We start from the raw sequence: 19,565 nt of genomic DNA on the forward strand, positions 1-19,565 counted from the left end.
TTATTTTCGCTTTTTAGATTGGCGCTGGAGAATGTACTTCGTCAAAAAGTTGTAGAACTGTTCTGTTTTAGAATTGTCCTGCTTGTTGCGACGGAGCGAAATCACGATATCACGCTTAAAATCCGTGTCGGTAATTTCAAGGAGCCTAACGCGTTTGTGGTCCATCTTGCCCCATGAAAGTTCCGGCCAGAAGCCCACGCCAATACCTGCGGCAACAGCTTCCTTGACAACGGCAGCGTTGTCACTTTCGAATGTAACATTTGTATGGAATCCAATGCTATCGCAAAGTTCGTTACATATCTGGCGGTACTGTTTGGAACCGTAAAGACGGATGAACTTTTCGTCTTTCAGATCAAATAGCGAAATGGAATCGAGCTTTTTGTACTGTGCCGTATTCGGGACCGCGAGATAAATCTTTTCGGAATGAACAAACGTTTCGTCACTTTCGGTGTTGTCAAGTTCCGGCCTGTAATTTGCATAAGTGCGAACACAAATGTCAAAGACACTCGTCTCTTCGTTCTGCACTATGTCCACATCAATGTCGGAGTTACTTCGTCTGTACTCAATCACAGCACTTGTGATAAGCGTGGAAGCCGCAAGAACGTTCAGCTTGACGTTGTTATTCTGCTTATCCGCCGTTTCCTTGAGGAGCGCCGGAAGCGCCATCATATTCTCGTAAAGCGGCTGAAGCTTTTCGTAAAAGAACTTTCCGCTGTCCGTGAGCTTGATGTTTCGCCCAGAATTTTTGAACAGCGACACGCCCAGTTCATCTTCAAGCTTGTGGATAGCTTGTGTGAGTGCGGGTTGGACGATGCAGAGGTTCTTTGCACTTTGTGTGACATGCTCCGTGCGAGCCACCTCTAGGAAATATTTAAGCTGAGTCAGTTCCATGTGTAGCAATATAGGTTTTTAGACGAGATGGAGGTGCCCGATCAAGTCGGGCATGACAACATAACTGCTACTTGATAAAGGCAGCGAGGTCGATGCCGAGCTGTTTGATTTTGTAAGTGAGGATGCGCGGGGTGGTCGAAAGACTGCGGGCGGCAGCAGCCATTTTGCCCTTGCTACTCTTGAGCGCATCACAAATGATGTCGCGTTCGTACGCCTCGACCATAAGCTTGAGGTTTCCACTCACTGGCGTTCCGCTCGTTTCGTCGGTCTGAATCGTCGGCGGAAAGTGATGCGGGTAAATGACGTCTTCTTCGGTCAAGAGCACAGCACGTTCAATCGCATTCTCGAGTTCGCGCACATTGCCCGGCCACGGGTAGCTCATGAGCATCTCGATTGTACCGCGGGCAAGGCGGCGCACGTTTTTACCGACCAAGCGGCAGTAATGATCCACAAAGTAATCCGCCAAGAGCACAATGTCAGTACGGCGCTTGCGAAGAGGCGGCACGTAAATCGGAACAATGTGAAGCTGGTAGTACAAGTCTTCGCGGAAAGTCCCATCCGAGACCATCTGCTGCAAGTTCTTGGTCGTTGCGCAAATCACGCGCACGTTCACTTTTTTCGGGAAGCGAGCGCCTACGCGTTCCATTTCGCCCTGCTGCAAAAGGCGAAGTAACTTTATCTGTAAATTCGGTGTGAGTTCCGCAACTTCATCGAGGAATAACGTACCGCCTTCGGCCTGCTCGACGCGGCCCGGCGCCTCGTTGACGACGCCAACCAAGGCGCCCTTTTCGCTACCGAAAAGTTCCCGGTCCAGAACGGACTCCGGGAGGGCCGCGCAATGCACTCGCACGAACGGCCCTAAATTGCGATCAGAACGGAAATGGATAGCTTCGGCAACAAGACCTTTGCCAGTCCCGACCTCCCCCACGATGAGCGCCGGGAGCGGGCTTTTAGCGACCTGGTCGATTTGCGTATAGACCTGTTGCATCTCAGGCGTTTTACCGATGATGTTATCCGGTTGGAAACGCGCCTTGAGCTCCATCGCCATACGTTCGTTTTCGGCCTTGAGGATTTCGTTTTCTTCTCGGGCCTGGCGGCGGAGTTTCACAGCAGTCGCAAGCATCTGCGCGATGATTTCGAGCAAATGAATCTGGTCGTTGAGGTTTGCTTCATCAGGATTATGTTCGTCAGCACTCAAGGCGCCAACGACTTCCTGTTCCATGATAATCGGGACGCAAAGGAACGCCTTGTCTTCGGTCTTGCCGCGACCCGTGCGGTCCAAGAAATCCGGATCTTTCGCAACGGACGGGATGATAATCGGTTTACCCGTTTCGACGACGCGGCCCGTAATGCCTTCGCCCACTTTATAGCGGCCCTTGCTCGCTTGGCGACTGCTCAGGCCTTCTGCAATTTCAATGGAAATTTCGCCAGTATGGCGATTGTACAAAGTGAGGGTGGCGTGTTCAACACCCATCACAGATTCAACGGTCTGCAATACAGGATGCGCAACAGTCTCAAAATCAAGACTCTGGTTCAAAATGGAGCTGATCTTGTAGAGCAGTTCTAGTTCTTGAATCTTGGCGTGAGTTGTTGACATGGACTAACAATATAAATTTTTTGAACTGTATAAAAAGGAGATGCCCGCTCGGAGGCGGGCATGACAAAGCGGAGATCCTTCGACTTCGCTCAGGATGACACGTTTCGCTTTACTTCAACGCTTCCTGTACGAGGGCGGATGCGCGCTTGGAATCAAAGCGGCCCTTGACCTTCGGAGAAAGCTCCTTCATGATCTTGCCCATGTCCTTCGGAGAAGAGGCGCCCGTTGCAGCCTTGATTTCGGCAATGAGAGCCTTGACTTCGTCTTCGGTCATCTCGGCCGGCATGTACTTGCGGTAGATGGCAATGACCGCTTCTTCAGCCGGAATCTTGTCCAGGAATCCGCCCTTCTTGAGAATTTCGATGGATTCCTGTTTCTGCTTCACGCTCTTGGCGAGAACGTCGATGCACATGGCATCGGTAATGCTTTCGGTAATCTGTGCCGGAGTGGCACCAGACTTCATAGCTTCGTTCTTGATGTCAGAATGGAGCGTACGAAGAGTTCCGAGAGTTTCGGCATCGTGAGCCTTCATGGCGGTCTTGATGTCGTCGAGAATCTGGGTAAGCAAAGCACAACTCATATTGACCTCGAGCGATTATAACGCTTCGCTCCAAGCGATGAAGATTTGTTATAAAACACCTAATGAGTCATCAGCGCAAGCTGACAACTCATTAAAGCTTAACAAAGTCCGATTAAGGAATCGAATTAGTAGAGACGCTTGCGGTTCTGGTCAGCAATCTCTTTGAGACGCTTGCGACGAGCAGCCGTTTCAATACGCTTCTTTTCTTCGGAGGGCTTTTCGAAACGCTGACGCTTCTTGACGTCGGAAATGATACCATTCTTTTCGCAAGACTTGGTGAAACGCTTGAGTGCGCGTTCGAAAGGTTCGTTGGACTTAACAATAACGCCGATCACGATAATCCTTTGGTTAAAAATTCAGTTTTTGGATAGCCAAATATACCTAAATATTCTAAATCCGTCAAGGGTAACATTTTGCAAGCGTTTTCCGCTTACCGGTCATTACCCCCTTTATATTCCATTGCAAGCATGGTAATGTCGTCAAACTGCGATGCCTTTCTCGTAAACGCATCGATCTGGCGTTTGACAAAGCGGCACATTTCCTTGGTGCCTTTTCCGCCGCCATGCGTAAGCGCGTCTAGCAGCCTGTCGTTGCCGAACAGTTCATTATGTTCGTTGGTCGCTTCAGTCACGCCATCGGTATAGAGGAACAACGTATCGCCCGGAGCAAGTTCGAGCGTCTGCATCTTGTAGTGCGAGTTCTCCATTGCCGCCATGACGACTCCAGCCTTGCTCTTTGCAAATTCGGCAGAGCCATCCTTATGGCGGATGACCGGCGGGTTATGTCCGGCTGACGCAAATTCAACATGCCCGGTTTTCAAATCGACAATGCCCATCCAGACCGTCACGAACATGTTCGCGCGGTTGCGCTTGGCAAGCTCGTAGTTCGCCCTTTCAAAGGTCTCAACAACGGACTTCAAGTTCTGCGCCATGGTACGCAGCACGATTCGAGAAACCATCATGAACAGTGCGGCAGGCACGCCCTTGCCCGAGACATCACCGACAACCACGCATAGACGTCCGTCGTCCAGTTTGAAGAAATCGTAGAAATCACCGCCGACTTCCTTCGCCGGCAAGAGGAACGGAGTCAGCTCGTGGTGCGGATCTTCGGAGCCTTCTTCCTTCTCATCCATCGACAAGAACCCAATCTGGATATCCTTTGCAAAGTCAAGTTCGCTTTCAATGCGGTCCAGATCCTTCTGCTTTTCCATGTGTTCCTTGAGCGAGGTGCGCATATTCAGGAACGCCCATGCAAACTGGGCAATTTCATCGCGACCAGAGAGGTGCGGAATCTCCACATCGAAGTCGCCCTGCCCCATTTTGTTCGCCGCCACAGCAAGCTCCTTGAGCGGACGGGACACCCTGGTCGAAATCACAAATATCAAAAGCAGCATCACGACATAGCCGGCAAAGCACATCCACGCAAACATTTTTTCCAGGGAGCGCTGGCTTTCCATGAATTCACTCGCGGGCCACACAATCATAAACGTCCAGCCGTTCGATTCCATCGCCTTGAAGTAAATGACCGCATCCTTGCCATCAGCAGTAGTCCCCATAAAGAGGCCCTTCCTCATGCTCTGCACGGTCTTTTCGAATTCCGTAACCGTCTGTGTGCCCATTCCACCGGAAAGGTCAGACAAGCTTTCCTTGAAAACAATCTCGTTCTTGGGGTGCGCGATAATGGTATTGTTCGCGGACAGCACAACGACGTAGCCCGAGTTCGACACAGGAATCGACGCCACGGTTTCCTTGAGGAACGCAATCGACATATCGACGCAAAGAACACCCGCAAAAACGGTGTTCCCATAGGCATCCTTTTGGTAAATAGGGGCGGTGTAAATCGCAATCGGTTCCTTGATAAAGTCACCGACGAACGGTTCTTGCCAAAGTCCCTTCTGCAAGTTCTTGGTGCTCTTGTACCAGGTTTTTTCGAAGTAGTCCTTGCCCTTCAGGAGCTTGATTTCGTTACCCGAATACTGGGCAAGGCGCATGACCTCCTGATGCCATTTAGCCTTGGGAGCCATTCCCGGCTCGTAAGCGACAACCACGGCAAGCACTTGCGGAAGCGTCTGGCGGGCATCAAAGACAGCCTGCGTCAAGAAGTCGTCGAGATCCTTCCCCGAAAGCATCTCCTTGCCAAGCACTTCGGCGTATTCATCGCCGAGCTTTTTGCCTTTTTCGAAAAGCTTTTCGATTATGGCGACATTGGCGAGACTGATCTCTTCGCCTTTTTCCGTGAGCAACGTCGAAAGCTCGCTTTGCACCTTAAAACTGAGAACCCCAAACAGCGTCGCGAAAACGATGCTGAAACCGACCAGGGTCATCATGGACTGTTTAAACGCCAGCCCGTGCATATTGAAGCCCATAAGGAAAACCTTTTCTTTTTGCTATAACAAAAATCGTTTTTTATTACATGCGAAAATATATGTAACTTAATCGACCTTGTGTAGGAGCTCTAAAAAAAATTTTGTCGAATAAAAAGCTCCATTTTCGGAAACGGCTCTGAGCACCGCAATTAAATAAACATTTGAGCACCAAATATAGGTAAAAACTTGCTTTTTTCGCGTAATTTTTTGTAAAATTTCAACTTTTTTCACAAAAATAAATCTTCATAACTTGCGAAGTATCAAAGACTTATGTATATTCTTTGTAAGATTATTCCAATATGCCGGAGAAAGTTTTTCAACGCGGAGCTCAATCATGAAAATGCAATCGGTATCCATACTCGGGGCCATCACCCTTTCCCTCGCTCTCCTTTCTGCTTGCGGAAGCAAGGAAGAAAAAACGGAACCTAAAGCAGCCGAAGTAAAGCCCGCTACCGAACAACCGGCTCCTGTACAGGAAGCCGCTCCGGAACCGGCTCAGGAAGAACCGGCATTGGTCCCTATCCAGTCTCTTAGCGAAGAAAAGGCAGCTCCGGCAGAAGCTCCCGCCGCTCCGGTCTCCGCCGTCGAACAGGAATCCTCCGGCCCGTTCGTCATCCAAGTGAGCATCCAGGCCTCCAGAAGAGCCGCAAATAACGTTGTAAGCAAGCTTTCTGACCAGGGCATCAAGGCATACGTCGCCGAAGTTGAAAATCCAGGCGAACTCGAAGGCACGTTCTACCGCGTACGTGTCGGATACTTCTCCACAATCGCAAACGCCCAGCAATTTGGCAAGGAAGTCCTCGCTCCGCAGGGTTACGCCGGTTGGGTGGACAACCGCAAGAACGACCGCATTGGCCAGCCTGGCGCAAGCGAAGACATGTAATTTTACAAAAGCAACGAACTGTTAAAGGCCCCGCACTTGCGGAGCCTTTTTAATTTGAAAGCTTTAAACTAAACGATTAGTCTTCAAATTCACCAGATTCAACAGCCCTACGAGCAACTTCGCAGATACCATTGTAATCGTCTTCAATTTCTTCCAAATCGGCATCATCGCTATAATCGTACACCGTAACGGTCTTGCCTTCGCAAACGACGCGATGGGAACCATCATGCCAGTGAGAGGCTTCTTCACGCCAATCTTCGCAAGCGTCATCGGCAGCGTAAGCAGTCGGATACGATTCCTTGGTTACAATTTCCGTGTAGTAGTAACCATCATCGCCCAGCTTGACGGTAGACGTTTCATCATAAACCATACCCATCAACGTTTCATAGACATTGACCGAGTTATCCGTGCGGGTAACTTTGCAGCTGAAGCCGTAATCGACCTTGCCACTAGAACTAGAGCTCGTGCTCGTTTCGCAAGCAGTCATAGCAAGCATAATTGCCGAAGCAAGAATAAGCTTTTTCATAATGGTAATCCTCATGTTAAAGAACTTAAGAATAATGTAGCAAAGTTTTTAACAAATTCAACTATCATTATGAGCAGATTTCGCGGCCAACAGGTTAGCACCCCTCTTGCCCCAAATTCTATATTTGTGGGCATGCCTACAAAAAAGCCAAAAGTCTTTGTCGTGCATCTCGGATGCGCAAAAAACCAGGTCGACGCAGAAAACCTCGTCGGCGAAATGCTCCATGCGGGTTTTGTGACCTGTGATACCGCCGGGAAGGCGGACTACATCCTCGTGAACACGTGCGGGTTCATCGAAGCCGCCAAGGAAGAATCCATCAACGCGATTCTCGCACAGGCGAAAGCAAAGAAGGCCAAGCAGAAACTGATTGTTTCGGGCTGCCTGAGTGGCCGCTATGGCGAAGAGCTGATGAAGGAACTGCCCGAGGTGGACTACTGGGTCGGCACGTACAAGCCGGGCGAACTTTTGAAGAAGATGGGCATCGTCGCTCCGCAGAGCTGTGACGCCGAGAACCTCCCCCGCATGAACCTGGGTGGATTCAGCCATCACGCTTATCTGAAAATTGCAGAAGGCTGTAACCGCCGTTGCGCCTACTGCGCCATCCCGCTGATTCGCGGCAAGCAGGATTCCCGTTCCATCGATGACATCGTCGCTGAAGCAAAGGACCTCGAAGCCCAGGGCGTCAAGGAAATTACTTTGATTGCACAGGACACGACTTACTTTGGACGTGAAAAGGGCAAAAAAGGCGGCACGCTTGTTGATCTTTTGCGAGCCCTTTTGGACAACACGAACATTCCGTGGATCCGCATGCTTTATTGGTACCCAATGTTTGTGGACGATGAACTTCTGGACTTGATGGCCAAGGAACCGCGCCTCGTGAAGTACGTGGACATGCCTATCCAGCATGCAAGCGACAAGATGCTCAAGAATATGAAGCGCAACTACCGCAAAAAGGAACTTGTCGATCTTTTGCACAAAATCCGCGAACGAATCCCGGGCGTGACGCTCCGCAGTACGGTGCTCGTCGGGTTCCCCGGTGAAACGCACGAAGATTTTGAAGAGCTGATGGAACTTTTGCAGGACGTGCAATTCGACCACCTGGGCGGATTTGTATTCAGCCCCGAAGAAGGCACTCCGGTGATGGAAATGGACCTCCCCGCCGTGGACGAAAGCGATGCCCGCGCAAGGCTCGAAGCGGTCACGGATTACCAGGAAGAGCTCGCCGCCGAATATGCCGAGAACATGATCGGAAAGACGGTAAAGATCATCATCGACCAGGTTGCCGAAGAAAGCGAATACCACTTCTACGGCCGCACGGAAGGCAACTCGATGGAAAACGACGATATCGTGAAAGTCATCGAAGGCGATGGCGACGTGGGTGAATTCCATAACGCACTCGTCGTAGACGCCGAGCCGCACGAACTCGTAGTTAAATTGATAGACTAGGAAAAGGCCTTTTTACTATATTATACCCGCCTTAAAGGCTCAGGCCCGTGTATCACAATGGATAGTGTCCTTCCCTCCGAAGGAAGGTATTCCGGTTCGATTCCGGACATGGGTATTAAAAGCAAACAAAAAGCCCGCCGTTCTTTGAACCGGCGGGCTTTTTAGCAAGCTTGAGCGCTATTACTTGGAAGAAGCCTTGCGTTCCTTTTCACGCTGACGGCGACGCTTTTCGGTATCATCCGGGAAGAATTCCGGGAAGGAGTAACCAATCGTAATGCCAAACACGATGCCAGTCTTGCTCATACCGTTCTTGTTCACGACACGGGATGCGTAAGTATCGACAGCTTCGGTTCTGGAGTCCAAGGTCTTCTTGTAGCTCGGGTTGTTTTCCGGGGCCTTGCCAAGATCCGGAGCGTAGTACATACCGAAGGAGAACTGGAGGTAGTACCATTCGTTCGTGAGGTAGGCAATCAACACGTCAAACTGGAAACCATTAACAGAAATCAGCTTACGGACATTGTTTTCCGGTTCCATATCGTGGTCAAAGTAGACCGTACCGTAAGAAGCGGACAAGCCCAAATGGATAGGAATCTTCGGGAAGAAGTAATAGTTAAGGCCAACCTTATAGCCCGTACCGCCCTGGAGTTCCCAGTATTCAAATTCGCTGTCCTTGACCTTCGGCAAGAAGCCGTAAGATGCATAGGCACCAATATGCCAACGGGTAATGTATTCGGCACCAATGCCAAAGCCCATACCCATGCCAGATTCGCCCATGAACGGCATACGAGAACCAAGGCCCATTTCGAAAATCAAGCGGTCCTTGAGCCAGTCACGACGGCGTTCGGAGTTTGCATATTCGTCCAAACGCTGTTCTTCTTCAAACTTTTTACGGGTGAGGAAATCCCTTCTCTGGGCGGCAGTCATGCCAGCCGTGGAAACTTCGACATTTTCGTCTTCGTCGTCATCTTCAACAGCAGCCTTGGCAGGTGCGGCAGATTCAGAAACGGACATGAAACCATCATCGGATTCAGCCGCTGCAGCAGGAGCTTCAACCGTTTGTTCTGCTACAGGAGCAGCTTTTTTAGACTTCGCTTTACGCGCTTTTGCAGGGGCAGCCCATGCAACCAAACTCGACAGACACAACAGCAACAACAATTTTTTAAGCATTAAAAACGCCTCGGATAAATAACCACGCTTGGAATATAACTTTTTATAGAAGTTTTTTTCGAAAACTTCATGTAAAACTTGTTTTTTCGTTTGATTTTACAATTTCGTAAGTTTATAGTAGGGCTATTTGACCTTTGTCAGCGTCGCTTTTATGCTTCCGAGCTTAATTTCGCACTGCATGAGCACCGGAATTCGCTTTTCGTCATCGGTAAACCAGATGAAAATGCGGCCACTGGAGTTGAAAATGCCGTCGCCATCGAGTACCGGTTCCACCTTAACGGTCTTAAACGAGCCCAAATCCGTCTTGATGGTTTCGCGTTTGTGAGTAATCACCTTGAGTTCATAGCGTTTTTTACCGCTTACGGCGGCAAAACGGGAGGTCGCCCCTTCCTTAAGCGGGAGGGTTCGCACAAGATAGAAAGCCGACATGATACTATGTTCGAGGCCATCGATAGTCACAGACGTATCGGCAGAGCGCTTGACATAGTGCTTGACGGGATCCTTGAAGACCGTATCGGAAAGGACTGCCTTTTTGTCATCGCGATTGAAACGGATAAGCGACTTGTTGTGGAACGTGCCCTCGTGGAGGGACTTGCGGAAGACATCCGTCATGAGGCCCCTTTTGTGAACAAGCGTATAGACGGTATCATGGACCGGATAGAACTTATTGACAGTCTTGTTGGCGGTCGCATAAGTCTCGAATTCCACCTTGCCATCCTTGCGCGGCTTGACTTCGAGCGTGGCGTAGCCAGCCGTCACAAAGCCCCAGCTGAGTTCGTATTCCAGACGTTCGCCTTTCATCCACGGGGCGTTGATTTCGGGAAGGGTCTGCCACTTGGAGAGCGGCTTAGCAGGGACACTAGCACTTGAGGACGACTGGACGCTTGGAGATGTCGATTCGAGAGTCGCCGCGCTTTTGGACTGCGCGGACGAGGACGAAGCCAGAGACTCCGCCGCCATAGACGAAATCGACAAAGTAAGCGCAAACAGCAAAACACTTTTCAAAGCACGATAAAACATAAGCCCCAATACTCTTTGTAGTGAATAAAATTTAAGATAAGGACAATATATAAAAGAACGCCCGCGGAAACCGCACAGGCGCTCTGTTTTTTATTCTAGATAGGAATAAATGGCTTAGCCTTCGATGTCACCGAGGCCCTTGCGGTAAGCGATGAGCTTTTCCTTGACGATTGCGTCAGAGAGGGCGACGATGTGGACGGCGAGGAAACCGGCATTCTTGCCGTTGCCGATGCCGACTGTGGCCACCGGGATTCCCGGGGGCATCTGCACGATGGAGTGCAGTGCATCGACGCCGTTGAGCGGGCCGCCCGCGCAGGGGAGACCGATCACCGGAAGAATCGTGTGCCCTGCGAGCACGCCCGGAAGGGCTGCAGCGAGGCCAGCAACACCGATGAGGACCTGGAGGCCTCGCCCGGCGGCTTCACGAGCATACTTCGCGGTCGCATTCGGGGTGCGGTGTGCAGAGAGGATGTTGTATTCCCACGTGATGCCGAACTGGTCGAGCACAGCGGTGATCTTGTCTACAGTTTCCTGGTCGGACTTGCTACCCGCAACGATACCAACCTTTGCATTCGGAACTTCATTAATTTGCATTTTCAATTCCTTTTTTATTTGCCCATTTTCGCAAGACGGGCGAGTCCCTTCTTGCCGATATCCTTGCGGTAGAACTTGCCTTCGAACTGAACTTTTTCGCAAGCGGCGTAAGCGATGTTCAATGCTTCCTGGAGCGTTGCACCGTGACCGACCACGCCGAACACGCGACCACCGTTGGTCACCAACTTGCCGTCCACCATCTTGGTACCGGCATGGAGCACCTGTGCACCGTTCTTTTCGGCTTCTTCGATACCTGTAACAACCTTGCCCTTTTCGTAGGAGCCCGGATAGCCAGCGCTAGCAAGCACGACGATAGCGGAGCTGCCCTTCGGAGCCTTCGGGGCGCCGAGCTTGGCAAGTTCACCCTTTTCAGCAGCGTCGAACAAGGCGAGCACGTCGCCGTCATAGAGCGGGAGCACAATCTGGCATTCGGGGTCACCGAGGCGGCAGTTGTATTCCACGACCTTCGGACCCTTGCTCGTGACCATGATGCCCACATAGAGCACGCCCGTGTAGGGCTTGCCTTCGGCGGCCATACCCTTGAGGGTCGGTTCGATAATAGTCTTCTTGACTTCGTCGAGGAGAGCGTCGGTCACAACCGGAGCCGGGCTGTAAGCACCCATTCCACCCGTGTTCGGGCCCTTGTCGTCGTCAAAGACGCGCTTGTGGTCCTGGGCGGAGGAGAGAATCACGTAGTCCTTGCCGTCGCAAACCACGAAGATGGAGGCTTCTTCGCCGTCCATGAATTCTTCGATCACGACCGTCTTGCCGGATTCGCCAAACACGGCCTTGTCGCCGAGCATTTCTTCGACAGCGTCGTTAGCTTCCTTGTCGGTCATACAGACGATAGCGCCCTTGCCTGCGGCAAGGCCCGACGCCTTCACCACGATCGGAGCCGGGTGTTCAGCGAGGAACTTCTTGGCGGAGGCGAGATCGGTGAAGGTCTCGAAGGCTGCCGTCGGCACGTTGTACTTCTTCATGATATCCTTGCTGAAGGCCTTGGAGCCTTCGAGCGCGGCAGCAGCAGCAGTCGGGCCGAAAGCGCGGAGACCGCGAGCGCGGAATTCATCCACCACGCCAGCGACGAGCGGGATTTCGGGGCCGATAATCGCAAGGTCAATTTTTTCTGCAACGGCGAGGTCAGCGATTGCCTTCGGGTCGGCCACATCGACCGGCACGCACTTGCCGAGGTTAGCCATGCCCGGGTTGCCCGGAGCGCACACGAGAGTGTCGCACAGCGGCGACTTCTTGACTGCAAGAGCGATGGCATGTTCGCGACCACCGCTACCAACGACGAGAATATTCATAAGCGAGTCCTTATCTTTGTACGGGGGAAAATGTAGAAAAAAGAACGAATCCACGCAGACGGAGTCCTCACCTCGCCGCCTTAATCTCAGCTTCTATTTCTTTTCCATGGAAATCCACGTGTGACCATTTTCGAAACGTTCAGTGTTGAATGTGCGAAAACCTTCACGCTCGTAGAACGAAACGATACGTTGGACTTCACCACAGGTAAACAGCCATGCACGATTGTGCGGCATTCTCTTCTGAATCTCGCGAAACAGGATTTTGCCGTATCCGCGCCCTTGACATTCCGGCAGAACCATCAGGCGGCCAATGTAAAGCGAGCCATCTTCAACGCGTCCACGAACAGAGCCAACAATTTTACCATCGTCAGAGAGCATCTTTAGCGTCATGTATTTCGGAAAGTCTTCGCAGGCTTGCTCCAGAGATTCCTTCAAACCGGGAGCATCGAGCCAATCTACTTCTGCAGCAATAGCAAAGAACGCCCTATCATGCAGCTCCATGAGTTCGGGAATATCATTGGTTGTCGCGATTTCAATTTTCATTTAGTTTTCAAGATAAAATTTCGTGACAGCACTGTCAACATGTTATATTTAAATGCAATTATGGCTATCTCATATAAAACAATTCATGATTTTTCGGAGCAAGATTTAAAAGATTTGTTCCTTTCGGTGGAATGGTCTTCGGGGCATTTCCCTGACAAACTTGTTATCGCCATGAAGAATTTCAAGACGGCCATTTCAGCATGGGACGGCGACAAGCTTGTCGGTATGATTTGCGCAATGGACGACGGCATCATGAATGCGTATGTTCATTATTTGCTTGTACGCCCGGAATACCAAGGAAAAGGCATCGGCAAGGCTCTTGTCGAAAAGGTCAAGGACGTGTACAAGGATTACTTGCGTATTGTCGTCGTGGCATACGACAAGGAAATAGACTTTTACGAATACTGCGGATTCAAGAAGGCAACTGACGCAAGCCCAATGTTCATCACAAGCTTGTGGACGTAATCTTTAGAACCGCTGCATCATAGCAACAAAATGAAATCATACAAATATATTTTGGCTTTTAAATATTTGTGCATTCCATGGAAAAGAAATTTTTTAGAAACTTGAAAACCGCGCGCCTTTTCACCGCTATAGCTTTGCTAATCGCGATGGCGAGCTTGACCTCTTGCGGAAAAACCGAAGACACCCCTGTCAAGCCGATAAAATACAATTTTAACGCAATCCCCCAAAAAGCCTTGTGGCTGGACGTTGCCAAAAGTCGATTTATCGTCGCAGGAACTTTTCAAGTTGACACAAATAAGCTAAAGGAAATCATAGAAACAGAATCAGGCTACCTCAATTTTACTCTTTCCATAGATTCTGTTTTAAAAGGAGAACTTCAAACAAAAGAATTAAATATTGCAAAATATATTTTTAGTAAAAAAGATAAATCACATCGCTCTAACGATTCAAGCCTGTTTTTACTCAACGGAAAAAAAACTATCGATTTTTTAATTGAAAGCCCCGCTAGCACCGAATCACTCTTTATGTTGGGCAATATAGACAACTCTTTAACGTCAAAAACAGAAGATACCATAAAAGTCATAACCAACGAAGTAAAACAGCAACAAGAAATCACTGACGATAAAACATTCTTTTCCATCTGCCCGAACGACAAAAATTCAGCTAGAGTAAAAAGACTCATTGCCGATATGCACAACGGGGCAAAAGCCAATGACGCCTATATTGAGCTCGAAAAAATGGGATTTGACGCCGTCCCCAGTATGATTTGCCAAATGGACGACCGACGAGAGCTCGCTCAAAAGCACATTTCTCTAGAAAACAAAAATCCCAAAGCCTGGGAAGCATATAGACATTATAGCCCAAAGGTTGTTGTCGATGTTCTTGAAGCTATTTTGAACCAGATAACCGGACAAAGTTTTGGTTTCATTGAAAATGGCGGTACTGAAGAAGAACGAGCAAACACCGTTCGTGGCTGGAGAACTTATTTATGGCACGCCGCTAACGACAGCTTGGAACAAAAAAGTCCGTAATGTCTTAGAATCTGCGAGAATGGCGGCAATACTCTTCGTATTCTTCGCCGAAGTCGCGACGGAGGCGTTTTTCTTCGCTTAGCACCTGCACCATCATAATCGCAAAGAAGGCGACGAATACAGCGCAAGATTGCCAGGTCCACAGCCACACAGCGGCACCCATGAGATAAACGAGAGTCCCCGTCAGCATCGGATTGCGGTTGATTTTATACGGACCATCGACCATCAAGTGCTGCGTACGCGGGGCCACTTCGTGGCCGAAAGCATCCATCGGATTTCCTTTGCCACGATTGCGCATGTAGACGATAGTCCAAATACTCAGCACAAGGCCCACAAGCATCACAACAGGCGCCACAATGCAGCGCCAAGTATCAACCGGCCACAGCGCGGGCATTCCAGATGCAAGCCACATAATTGTCGGGATGAGCATCACAAAGAGAATCCCGCCCAACAAGTAACCGATAAAATCACGAAAGCGTTTCATTTTTCCTCCCGGATGACGGGGTCTTAAAGACTTTGTCCTAACTCAAAAGCTTTTTGGAGCGAATCGCCGTTCTTGACATCGCCTTTATCTTTTGCACAGCGCACAAGCACCTGGCCCATGTCTTGCAACTTGAAGAAATTTAGGCAAAGCTCGTACTGCGTAAGGATGCCGTCGAACAGATCCGGGAGCGATGCTGCCCCCACCAAGAGGAGTGCCATCTTATGGATATGAAACGTATCGCGAATCGAATTGTGGAAACGATCGATGACCGCTTTCAGCTGGGCGCTCAGTCCATAGAAATACACAGGCGATGCAATCACGAGCATTTCAGCCTTGGCCATTTTTTCGTAGACAATTTGCATATCATCTTTTTGGCAGCATTTGTGGTCTTCGCGGGCAAAGCACGAATTGCAACCGATGCAAGGATTGACTTTATAATCGTGAACCGAAACGACCTCAACTTGGTGTTTTTGCGAAGCACCCTTCACGAACGATTCCACCAGCAAATCCGTATTACCGCCCTTGCGCGGGCTCCCAGAAAGAACAAGAATATTCATACCTAAACCATTGCCATATAGTTTGTTGCTATAATCTATAAAAATAAACTCAAAACTGCTAAGCGGTCTCGTCCATCGACAATACATTCTATATTTAAAGTAAAAGGAAAATAATGGATCCCGTCGCTACGTTCCAGGATGACAGGGGCGAGGATGACGAGATGCGCGAACATAACAAAAAAAACAACGAGTTTATTATGGAAGAGACATTTAAGACAAAAGGCACATGCGCAACGACAATTCAGTTTACGCGTGACGGAGACATTATCCGCAACATCCGCTTTACAGGTGGATGCAACGGGAACCTCAAAGCCATTGCAAAGCTTTGCGAAGGTATGAAGGCTGAAGACATTGCAGCCAAGTTGCTCGGAAACACCTGTGGTGGAAAGCCGACCTCTTGCGCCGACCAGCTCGCTCGCGCCGTTCTCGGGATGCAAGCTTAATTTTTTACGAGAAGGAGAAAAAAAATGGAAGAGACAACCGCAATAAAATTGGCCACACGAAAGAGAAGACTTTTCGCGTTTTTGATAGACGCCTTGATTATCGGCGTATTCGGTTGGATGATCGGGTGGTCCTTTGAAGATGCCATTTTGCAACTCGGGAATTTCGGGAGAGCCATCGGCGCCGTAGTTGTTCTGCTTTATTTCGGGATTTGCAACAGCAAGCTTATGAACGGGCAGACGCTTGGAAAGATGCTGTTAAATATTCGCGTTGTAGACAAAAATTCCAACTATATTTCTGTCGCGAAAGCAATTTTGAGAGCATTGCCATTTGCCCTTTACATTTTGCTAAACGGCATGCCAGTTTCTGATTCCTCGGACCTTTATCCAAGCCTCATTCTCGGCACAATCCTATTTTCAATACCGGTTCTTGAAATTTACTTTGCCATAGCCAACAACAAATCCTTGCAGTCCTTACACGACATGATAGCAAAGACTTACGTCGTCTCTGCCAAAAGTGAAGGTAGTATCGACTTTACCAACAACAAGGCAATTCTTTATGCAGGATTCGCACTGCCGATTTTAATTTTAGCAGTAGTCTTCGCAGGCAGTTCCGCAGTTTCAAACAAGCTTATATATGTTAAGGACATGCAAAAGATTGTTAGCGTCGCAAGCCAAGAGCTCCCGATTTCAAGTATAACCATGTACCGTAACAAAACCGAAACCACAAATTTCAACGGAGAGACTACACAAACCAAGCTCATCCAAGTCTCCGCCACTAAGATAAACAAAGACGAAAACGACACATTACTAGCCGTAAAAATTGCAAAAATTATTTTCGACTCTGGATTTACATTTGAAGAAGACGAAAACCTATTCATCGCCATCACTTATGGTTACGACATCGGTATTGCAAGCAAATACAATTCAAGCAAATTCAACGATACTCCTAAAAATTGGAAAGAAGCCGTCAAAGCGATTTCTATACTCGACAAGACCTCTCGCAAAAACAAACCTACTGTAGATATAAAAAGTGATTTTTGGCGAAACGTCGCAAACGCCCAATACATTGTTTCCGGCACATTGAATGTCGATACAAACAAAATCCAAGAAATTAAAAAGAGCAAAGGCGATTATATCGAATTTAATTTTGTAATTGACTCCGTATTCAAAGGAGACATCGAGAAAAAAGAAATTACCCTCAGAAAATTCATCTGCGACATAAACGGAAAGGAAAATCGTTGCAATGATTCGAACCTGTTTACGCTCAACGGCCAAAAAGTTATCGCACCTTTAGTCAAAAGCCAACGAAAGCCTGGCCAATACGCATTTATAAAAAGTTCCGTAAAGGGATTGCAACTTGCTACCGAAGAAAACGCAAACAAAGTCTCTAACGAAGTCAAATTGCAAAAAGAAATCATCGAAAGCAAATTCTACACAGAAGTTTGTCCTTACACAAAGCTCGCCGATAGCGTCAAGACTCTCATCGAAGATATGCTTGTAGCCTCCAAAGCAGAAAGCGCTTACGTCAACTTGGAAAGACTGGGGAAATCAGCCATTCCAACCATCATCTGCCAAATGGATGACCGAAGGGAACTCGCCATAAAAAGCATCACGTTCAAAAATAAATCCCCCGACGGCACAGAAAAAACTTGGCATTACACCCCACAAGTTGTTACAGACGCCCTTGCGGCCACTTTAAATTTTGTCTCCTGGAACAGCTTCGGGTACATTTTCGATGGAGCAAGTGAAGAAGAGCGAGTTTCAGTAATCAATGGCTGGAGAATATTTTTGTGGTACCTGATAAACGGGTAACGCGCCACAAAGATTCGAAAAAGAGCTATCTTTGCAAACGAAATGGAACTGATTAAAAAGTACGACATAACGGTTTTGTGCAACCCCGGAGTGGAGTCTGCACAATTGCTCACGCCCGAGAACAGCAGGTCAGAAAAGGTTTCGGTCACGAAAGTTTCTGTAATGCCGGGTGCAGAACAGCCGCGTCATAAGCATTATACGTCGGAACAAGTGTGGGTCGCGGTTCAGGGCCGTGGCGTTCTCTTGCTCGCCGACGATAAGGAAGTTCCGTTTGAAGCAGGCGACGTCGTGCGCTTTGCAGAGAAGGAAATTCACGGGCTGCGCAATATGGGGCCCGAGATTTTCGAATACATTTGCATCAGTACGCCGCCGATGAATTTCGCGTACGCATACATGCAGGCAAGATAAAAGAAGGCGGCCGAAGCCGCCATTTTTTATTTCAAGAAGAGCGAGATTTTCCCAAAATCGAGAATCGTGATAAACACGAAGAAGCTGATGAAGAATGCCGCAGCGACGTTCTGGATTACAGATTGCGTCTTGAGACTCAGAGGCTTGCCACGCACTTTTTCGATGCCAAGGAACAGGAGTAGACCGCCATCGGTAATCGCAAGCGGGAGCAAGTTCATCACGCCAAGGTTAATGCTGATAAGCGCAAGGAGCATGAGAAAGTCCTGGAAACCGCTCATCCACACGTTGCCCATCACGGCGACAATCGAAACCGGGCCGGAGAATGCATCGACCTTCACCTGGCCTTGGAACAAACGCTTGAAATAGCGGAAGATGCTCGTCGTCATTTTCCAGCTCGTAGCACAAGTCTTTTCGAACGCTTCAATCGGACCGCGACGCACAAGATGCGTTTCGCTGAACATCACGTAGCCCATTTGGATTCCTACGATGTAGCGCTTCAGTTCTTCATTGTAAGCAGGCGTCATCTTCACATTGGCTTTTTCGCCATTACGCAAAAGCGTCACGTTGACTTCGGCACCTTTGGAACCGTCAATCAGGCGGACAACATCTTCATAACGGGAAATGTGTTCGCCATTAATTTCAAAAATTGTATCGCCCTGCGCAATCCCTGCTTTTTGAGCAGCAGTACCTTCTTTAGGCGGAAGGCGGACAATCACGCGGTTGCGCGGGTAAATGCCGATATCGCCAATTCCCATCTTGATGGGTTCAGAAGTCGAATCGGCCGCCGGAATCACGAGTTCTTGCGGAACGACCTTGATGGCAAGCGGTTCACCGCCGCGATGCACTTCGAGCATCACATCCGCACCGAGGCTCACGCCGATCTGTTCACGGAAATCTTCCCACCCTTGCGTTTCCTTGCCATTGATAGCCGTAATTGTATCACCCGGCTGGATACCTGCAATTTCGGCAGAAGAATTCTTAGCCACAAAACCGATGATAAGGCTCTTATTGTCGGGTTCCTGAACGCCGACCATATAAAGGAAAATCAAGAGGACAAAAGCAAAAACAATATTCACAAATGGGCCCGCAAAAGCAATCGCGGCACGAGCGCCCACCGACTTTCCCAAAAAATCATCTTGCGACGGGAGTTTCCCCTCTTCAATGCTATCCGGATTTTCGCCAGCCATGGCGACATAACCGCCAAACGGAATCGCCGAGATGCAGTATTCCGTCTCGCCTTTCTTGAAGCGGAAAAGCTTTTTGCCAAAGCCCACCGAGAACGTATTTACGCGGACCTTATTCCATTTGGCAACGATAAAATGACCCAGTTCGTGAATCGTCACGAGGAAGCTCAACGCCAAGAGCCCCAAAATAAACATCAATAAATTATTCAAAATACTCGAAATCATACGGTCAATTTAGAAAAAAACGGTGCCCCGGATGGAG

The 19,565-nt window shown here is 49.0% G+C and carries 21 protein-coding genes and 1 tRNA gene; 8 read left to right on the forward strand and 14 right to left on the reverse strand.

Features of this window, described 5'->3' with window-relative positions:
- The 5 genes from B7982_RS10445 to B7982_RS10465 form a co-directional block, all read right to left on the reverse strand.
- On the reverse strand, positions 1-891 hold the full coding sequence (locus tag B7982_RS10445) for a LysR family transcriptional regulator (protein ID WP_088660697.1): 891 nt from the start codon (positions 889-891) through the stop codon (positions 1-3).
- A gap of 67 nt (positions 892-958) precedes the next feature.
- The gene (locus B7982_RS10450) at positions 959-2,488 is read right to left on the reverse strand and encodes a sigma 54-interacting transcriptional regulator (protein ID WP_088660698.1); all 1,530 of its coding nucleotides are present in this window, start codon (positions 2,486-2,488) and stop codon (positions 959-961) included.
- A 109-nt stretch (positions 2,489-2,597) separates the two neighbouring features.
- Positions 2,598-3,068, reverse strand: a complete 471-nt coding sequence (locus B7982_RS10455) for a GatB/YqeY domain-containing protein (protein WP_014546542.1) — start codon at positions 3,066-3,068, stop codon at positions 2,598-2,600.
- A gap of 125 nt (positions 3,069-3,193) precedes the next feature.
- The gene (gene rpsU, locus B7982_RS10460) at positions 3,194-3,403 is read right to left on the reverse strand and encodes a 30S ribosomal protein S21 (protein ID WP_014546541.1); all 210 of its coding nucleotides are present in this window, start codon (positions 3,401-3,403) and stop codon (positions 3,194-3,196) included.
- A 95-nt stretch (positions 3,404-3,498) separates the two neighbouring features.
- On the reverse strand, positions 3,499-5,433 hold the full coding sequence (locus tag B7982_RS10465) for a SpoIIE family protein phosphatase (protein ID WP_088660699.1): 1,935 nt from the start codon (positions 5,431-5,433) through the stop codon (positions 3,499-3,501).
- Positions 5,434-5,767: 334 nt separating this feature from the next.
- On the opposite strand from B7982_RS10465, the gene B7982_RS10470 reads away from it, so the two are divergent.
- Positions 5,768-6,316 (forward strand): SPOR domain-containing protein, encoded by a 549-nt coding sequence (locus B7982_RS10470; protein WP_088660700.1) that lies wholly within the window; start codon positions 5,768-5,770, stop codon positions 6,314-6,316.
- Positions 6,317-6,392: 76 nt separating this feature from the next.
- On the opposite strand, the gene B7982_RS10475 is transcribed toward B7982_RS10470, so the two are convergent.
- Entirely contained in the window at positions 6,393-6,842 is a 450-nt protein-coding gene (locus tag B7982_RS10475; RefSeq protein WP_088660701.1) for a hypothetical protein, read from the reverse strand.
- Between the two features lie 132 nt (positions 6,843-6,974).
- Here B7982_RS10475 and rimO point away from each other — a divergent pair, with 132 nt between their 5' ends.
- Both rimO and B7982_RS10485 read left to right on the forward strand, forming a co-directional pair.
- Positions 6,975-8,288 (forward strand): 30S ribosomal protein S12 methylthiotransferase RimO, encoded by a 1,314-nt coding sequence (gene rimO / locus B7982_RS10480; RefSeq protein ID WP_233138504.1) that lies wholly within the window; start codon positions 6,975-6,977, stop codon positions 8,286-8,288.
- Between the two features lie 43 nt (positions 8,289-8,331).
- A tRNA-Arg gene (locus B7982_RS10485) sits at positions 8,332-8,403 on the forward strand.
- Between the two features lie 65 nt (positions 8,404-8,468).
- Here the strand turns inward: B7982_RS10485 and B7982_RS10490 are convergent.
- The 5 genes from B7982_RS10490 to B7982_RS10510 form a co-directional block, all read right to left on the reverse strand.
- A complete protein-coding gene (locus B7982_RS10490) occupies positions 8,469-9,455 on the reverse strand; it encodes a hypothetical protein (RefSeq protein WP_088660703.1) in 987 nt (328 codons plus the stop codon).
- Positions 9,456-9,578: 123 nt separating this feature from the next.
- Positions 9,579-10,475, reverse strand: coding sequence for a DUF3108 domain-containing protein (locus B7982_RS10495; protein ID WP_233138505.1), 897 nt, complete (start codon positions 10,473-10,475; stop codon positions 9,579-9,581).
- Positions 10,476-10,589: 114 nt separating this feature from the next.
- Complete coding sequence (gene purE / locus B7982_RS10500; protein WP_088660705.1) at positions 10,590-11,069, reverse strand: 5-(carboxyamino)imidazole ribonucleotide mutase; 480 nt, start codon at positions 11,067-11,069, stop codon at positions 10,590-10,592.
- A gap of 14 nt (positions 11,070-11,083) precedes the next feature.
- Positions 11,084-12,376: a phosphoribosylamine--glycine ligase gene (gene purD, locus B7982_RS10505; RefSeq protein ID WP_088660706.1), complete on the reverse strand. Its 1,293-nt coding sequence runs from the start codon at positions 12,374-12,376 to the stop codon at positions 11,084-11,086.
- Positions 12,377-12,469: 93 nt separating this feature from the next.
- Entirely contained in the window at positions 12,470-12,919 is a 450-nt protein-coding gene (locus B7982_RS10510) for a GNAT family N-acetyltransferase (protein WP_088660707.1), read from the reverse strand.
- 60 nt (positions 12,920-12,979) lie between these two features.
- On the opposite strand from B7982_RS10510, the gene B7982_RS10515 reads away from it, so the two are divergent.
- Positions 12,980-13,384: a GNAT family N-acetyltransferase gene (locus tag B7982_RS10515; RefSeq protein ID WP_233138506.1), complete on the forward strand. Its 405-nt coding sequence runs from the start codon at positions 12,980-12,982 to the stop codon at positions 13,382-13,384.
- 77 nt (positions 13,385-13,461) lie between these two features.
- Entirely contained in the window at positions 13,462-14,415 is a 954-nt protein-coding gene (locus B7982_RS10520; protein WP_088660709.1) for a hypothetical protein, read from the forward strand.
- A 4-nt stretch (positions 14,416-14,419) separates the two neighbouring features.
- On the opposite strand, the gene B7982_RS10525 is transcribed toward B7982_RS10520, so the two are convergent.
- Both B7982_RS10525 and B7982_RS10530 read right to left on the reverse strand, forming a co-directional pair.
- Entirely contained in the window at positions 14,420-14,899 is a 480-nt protein-coding gene (locus B7982_RS10525) for an isoprenylcysteine carboxylmethyltransferase family protein (RefSeq protein ID WP_088660710.1), read from the reverse strand.
- A gap of 23 nt (positions 14,900-14,922) precedes the next feature.
- Positions 14,923-15,456: a flavodoxin family protein gene (locus B7982_RS10530; protein ID WP_088660711.1), complete on the reverse strand. Its 534-nt coding sequence runs from the start codon at positions 15,454-15,456 to the stop codon at positions 14,923-14,925.
- 197 nt (positions 15,457-15,653) lie between these two features.
- On the opposite strand from B7982_RS10530, the gene B7982_RS10535 reads away from it, so the two are divergent.
- Genes B7982_RS10535 through B7982_RS10545 form a run of 3 tightly spaced genes read left to right on the forward strand, consistent with a single transcriptional unit; the run spans position 15,654 to position 18,119 of the window.
- Positions 15,654-15,899 carry a TIGR03905 family TSCPD domain-containing protein gene (locus B7982_RS10535; RefSeq protein WP_088660976.1) on the forward strand — a complete coding sequence of 82 codons (246 nt, stop codon included), beginning with the start codon at positions 15,654-15,656 and terminating at the stop codon, positions 15,897-15,899.
- A 24-nt stretch (positions 15,900-15,923) separates the two neighbouring features.
- Complete coding sequence (locus B7982_RS10540; protein ID WP_088660712.1) at positions 15,924-17,711, forward strand: RDD family protein; 1,788 nt, start codon at positions 15,924-15,926, stop codon at positions 17,709-17,711.
- 42 nt (positions 17,712-17,753) lie between these two features.
- Positions 17,754-18,119, forward strand: a complete 366-nt coding sequence (locus B7982_RS10545) for a cupin domain-containing protein (RefSeq protein WP_014546523.1) — start codon at positions 17,754-17,756, stop codon at positions 18,117-18,119.
- Positions 18,120-18,145: 26 nt separating this feature from the next.
- Here B7982_RS10545 and rseP read toward each other — a convergent pair whose 3' ends face one another.
- On the reverse strand, positions 18,146-19,528 hold the full coding sequence (gene rseP, locus B7982_RS10550) for an RIP metalloprotease RseP (RefSeq protein WP_088660713.1): 1,383 nt from the start codon (positions 19,526-19,528) through the stop codon (positions 18,146-18,148).
- Positions 19,529-19,565: the final 37 nt, after the last annotated feature.

This window comes from Fibrobacter sp. UWB2 (assembly GCF_002210425.1).
Lineage (GTDB): Bacteria > Fibrobacterota > Fibrobacteria > Fibrobacterales > Fibrobacteraceae > Fibrobacter > Fibrobacter elongatus.

What these genes read in the sequence shown, in the direction of transcription:
- B7982_RS10445 (WP_088660697.1), bottom strand. Translation starts at nt 891, where the DNA reads ATGGAACTGACTCAGCTTAAATATTTCCTAGAGGTGGCTCGCACGGAG.
- B7982_RS10450 (WP_088660698.1), bottom strand. Translation starts at nt 2,488, where the DNA reads ATGTCAACAACTCACGCCAAGATTCAAGAACTAGAACTGCTCTACAAG.
- B7982_RS10455 (WP_014546542.1), bottom strand. Translation starts at nt 3,068, where the DNA reads ATGAGTTGTGCTTTGCTTACCCAGATTCTCGACGACATCAAGACCGCC.
- B7982_RS10465 (WP_088660699.1), bottom strand. Translation starts at nt 5,433, where the DNA reads ATGGGCTTCAATATGCACGGGCTGGCGTTTAAACAGTCCATGATGACC.
- B7982_RS10470 (WP_088660700.1), top strand. Translation starts at nt 5,768, where the DNA reads ATGAAAATGCAATCGGTATCCATACTCGGGGCCATCACCCTTTCCCTC.
- B7982_RS10475 (WP_088660701.1), bottom strand. Translation starts at nt 6,842, where the DNA reads ATGAAAAAGCTTATTCTTGCTTCGGCAATTATGCTTGCTATGACTGCT.
- rimO (WP_233138504.1), top strand. Translation starts at nt 6,975, where the DNA reads ATGCCTACAAAAAAGCCAAAAGTCTTTGTCGTGCATCTCGGATGCGCA.
- B7982_RS10490 (WP_088660703.1), bottom strand. Translation starts at nt 9,455, where the DNA reads ATGCTTAAAAAATTGTTGTTGCTGTTGTGTCTGTCGAGTTTGGTTGCA.
- B7982_RS10495 (WP_233138505.1), bottom strand. Translation starts at nt 10,475, where the DNA reads ATGTTTTATCGTGCTTTGAAAAGTGTTTTGCTGTTTGCGCTTACTTTG.
- purE (WP_088660705.1), bottom strand. Translation starts at nt 11,069, where the DNA reads ATGCAAATTAATGAAGTTCCGAATGCAAAGGTTGGTATCGTTGCGGGT.
- purD (WP_088660706.1), bottom strand. Translation starts at nt 12,376, where the DNA reads ATGAATATTCTCGTCGTTGGTAGCGGTGGTCGCGAACATGCCATCGCT.
- B7982_RS10510 (WP_088660707.1), bottom strand. Translation starts at nt 12,919, where the DNA reads ATGAAAATTGAAATCGCGACAACCAATGATATTCCCGAACTCATGGAG.
- B7982_RS10515 (WP_233138506.1), top strand. Translation starts at nt 12,980, where the DNA reads ATGGCTATCTCATATAAAACAATTCATGATTTTTCGGAGCAAGATTTA.
- B7982_RS10520 (WP_088660709.1), top strand. Translation starts at nt 13,462, where the DNA reads ATGGAAAAGAAATTTTTTAGAAACTTGAAAACCGCGCGCCTTTTCACC.
- B7982_RS10525 (WP_088660710.1), bottom strand. Translation starts at nt 14,899, where the DNA reads ATGAAACGCTTTCGTGATTTTATCGGTTACTTGTTGGGCGGGATTCTC.
- B7982_RS10530 (WP_088660711.1), bottom strand. Translation starts at nt 15,456, where the DNA reads ATGAATATTCTTGTTCTTTCTGGGAGCCCGCGCAAGGGCGGTAATACG.
- B7982_RS10535 (WP_088660976.1), top strand. Translation starts at nt 15,654, where the DNA reads ATGGAAGAGACATTTAAGACAAAAGGCACATGCGCAACGACAATTCAG.
- B7982_RS10540 (WP_088660712.1), top strand. Translation starts at nt 15,924, where the DNA reads ATGGAAGAGACAACCGCAATAAAATTGGCCACACGAAAGAGAAGACTT.
- B7982_RS10545 (WP_014546523.1), top strand. Translation starts at nt 17,754, where the DNA reads ATGGAACTGATTAAAAAGTACGACATAACGGTTTTGTGCAACCCCGGA.
- rseP (WP_088660713.1), bottom strand. Translation starts at nt 19,528, where the DNA reads ATGATTTCGAGTATTTTGAATAATTTATTGATGTTTATTTTGGGGCTC.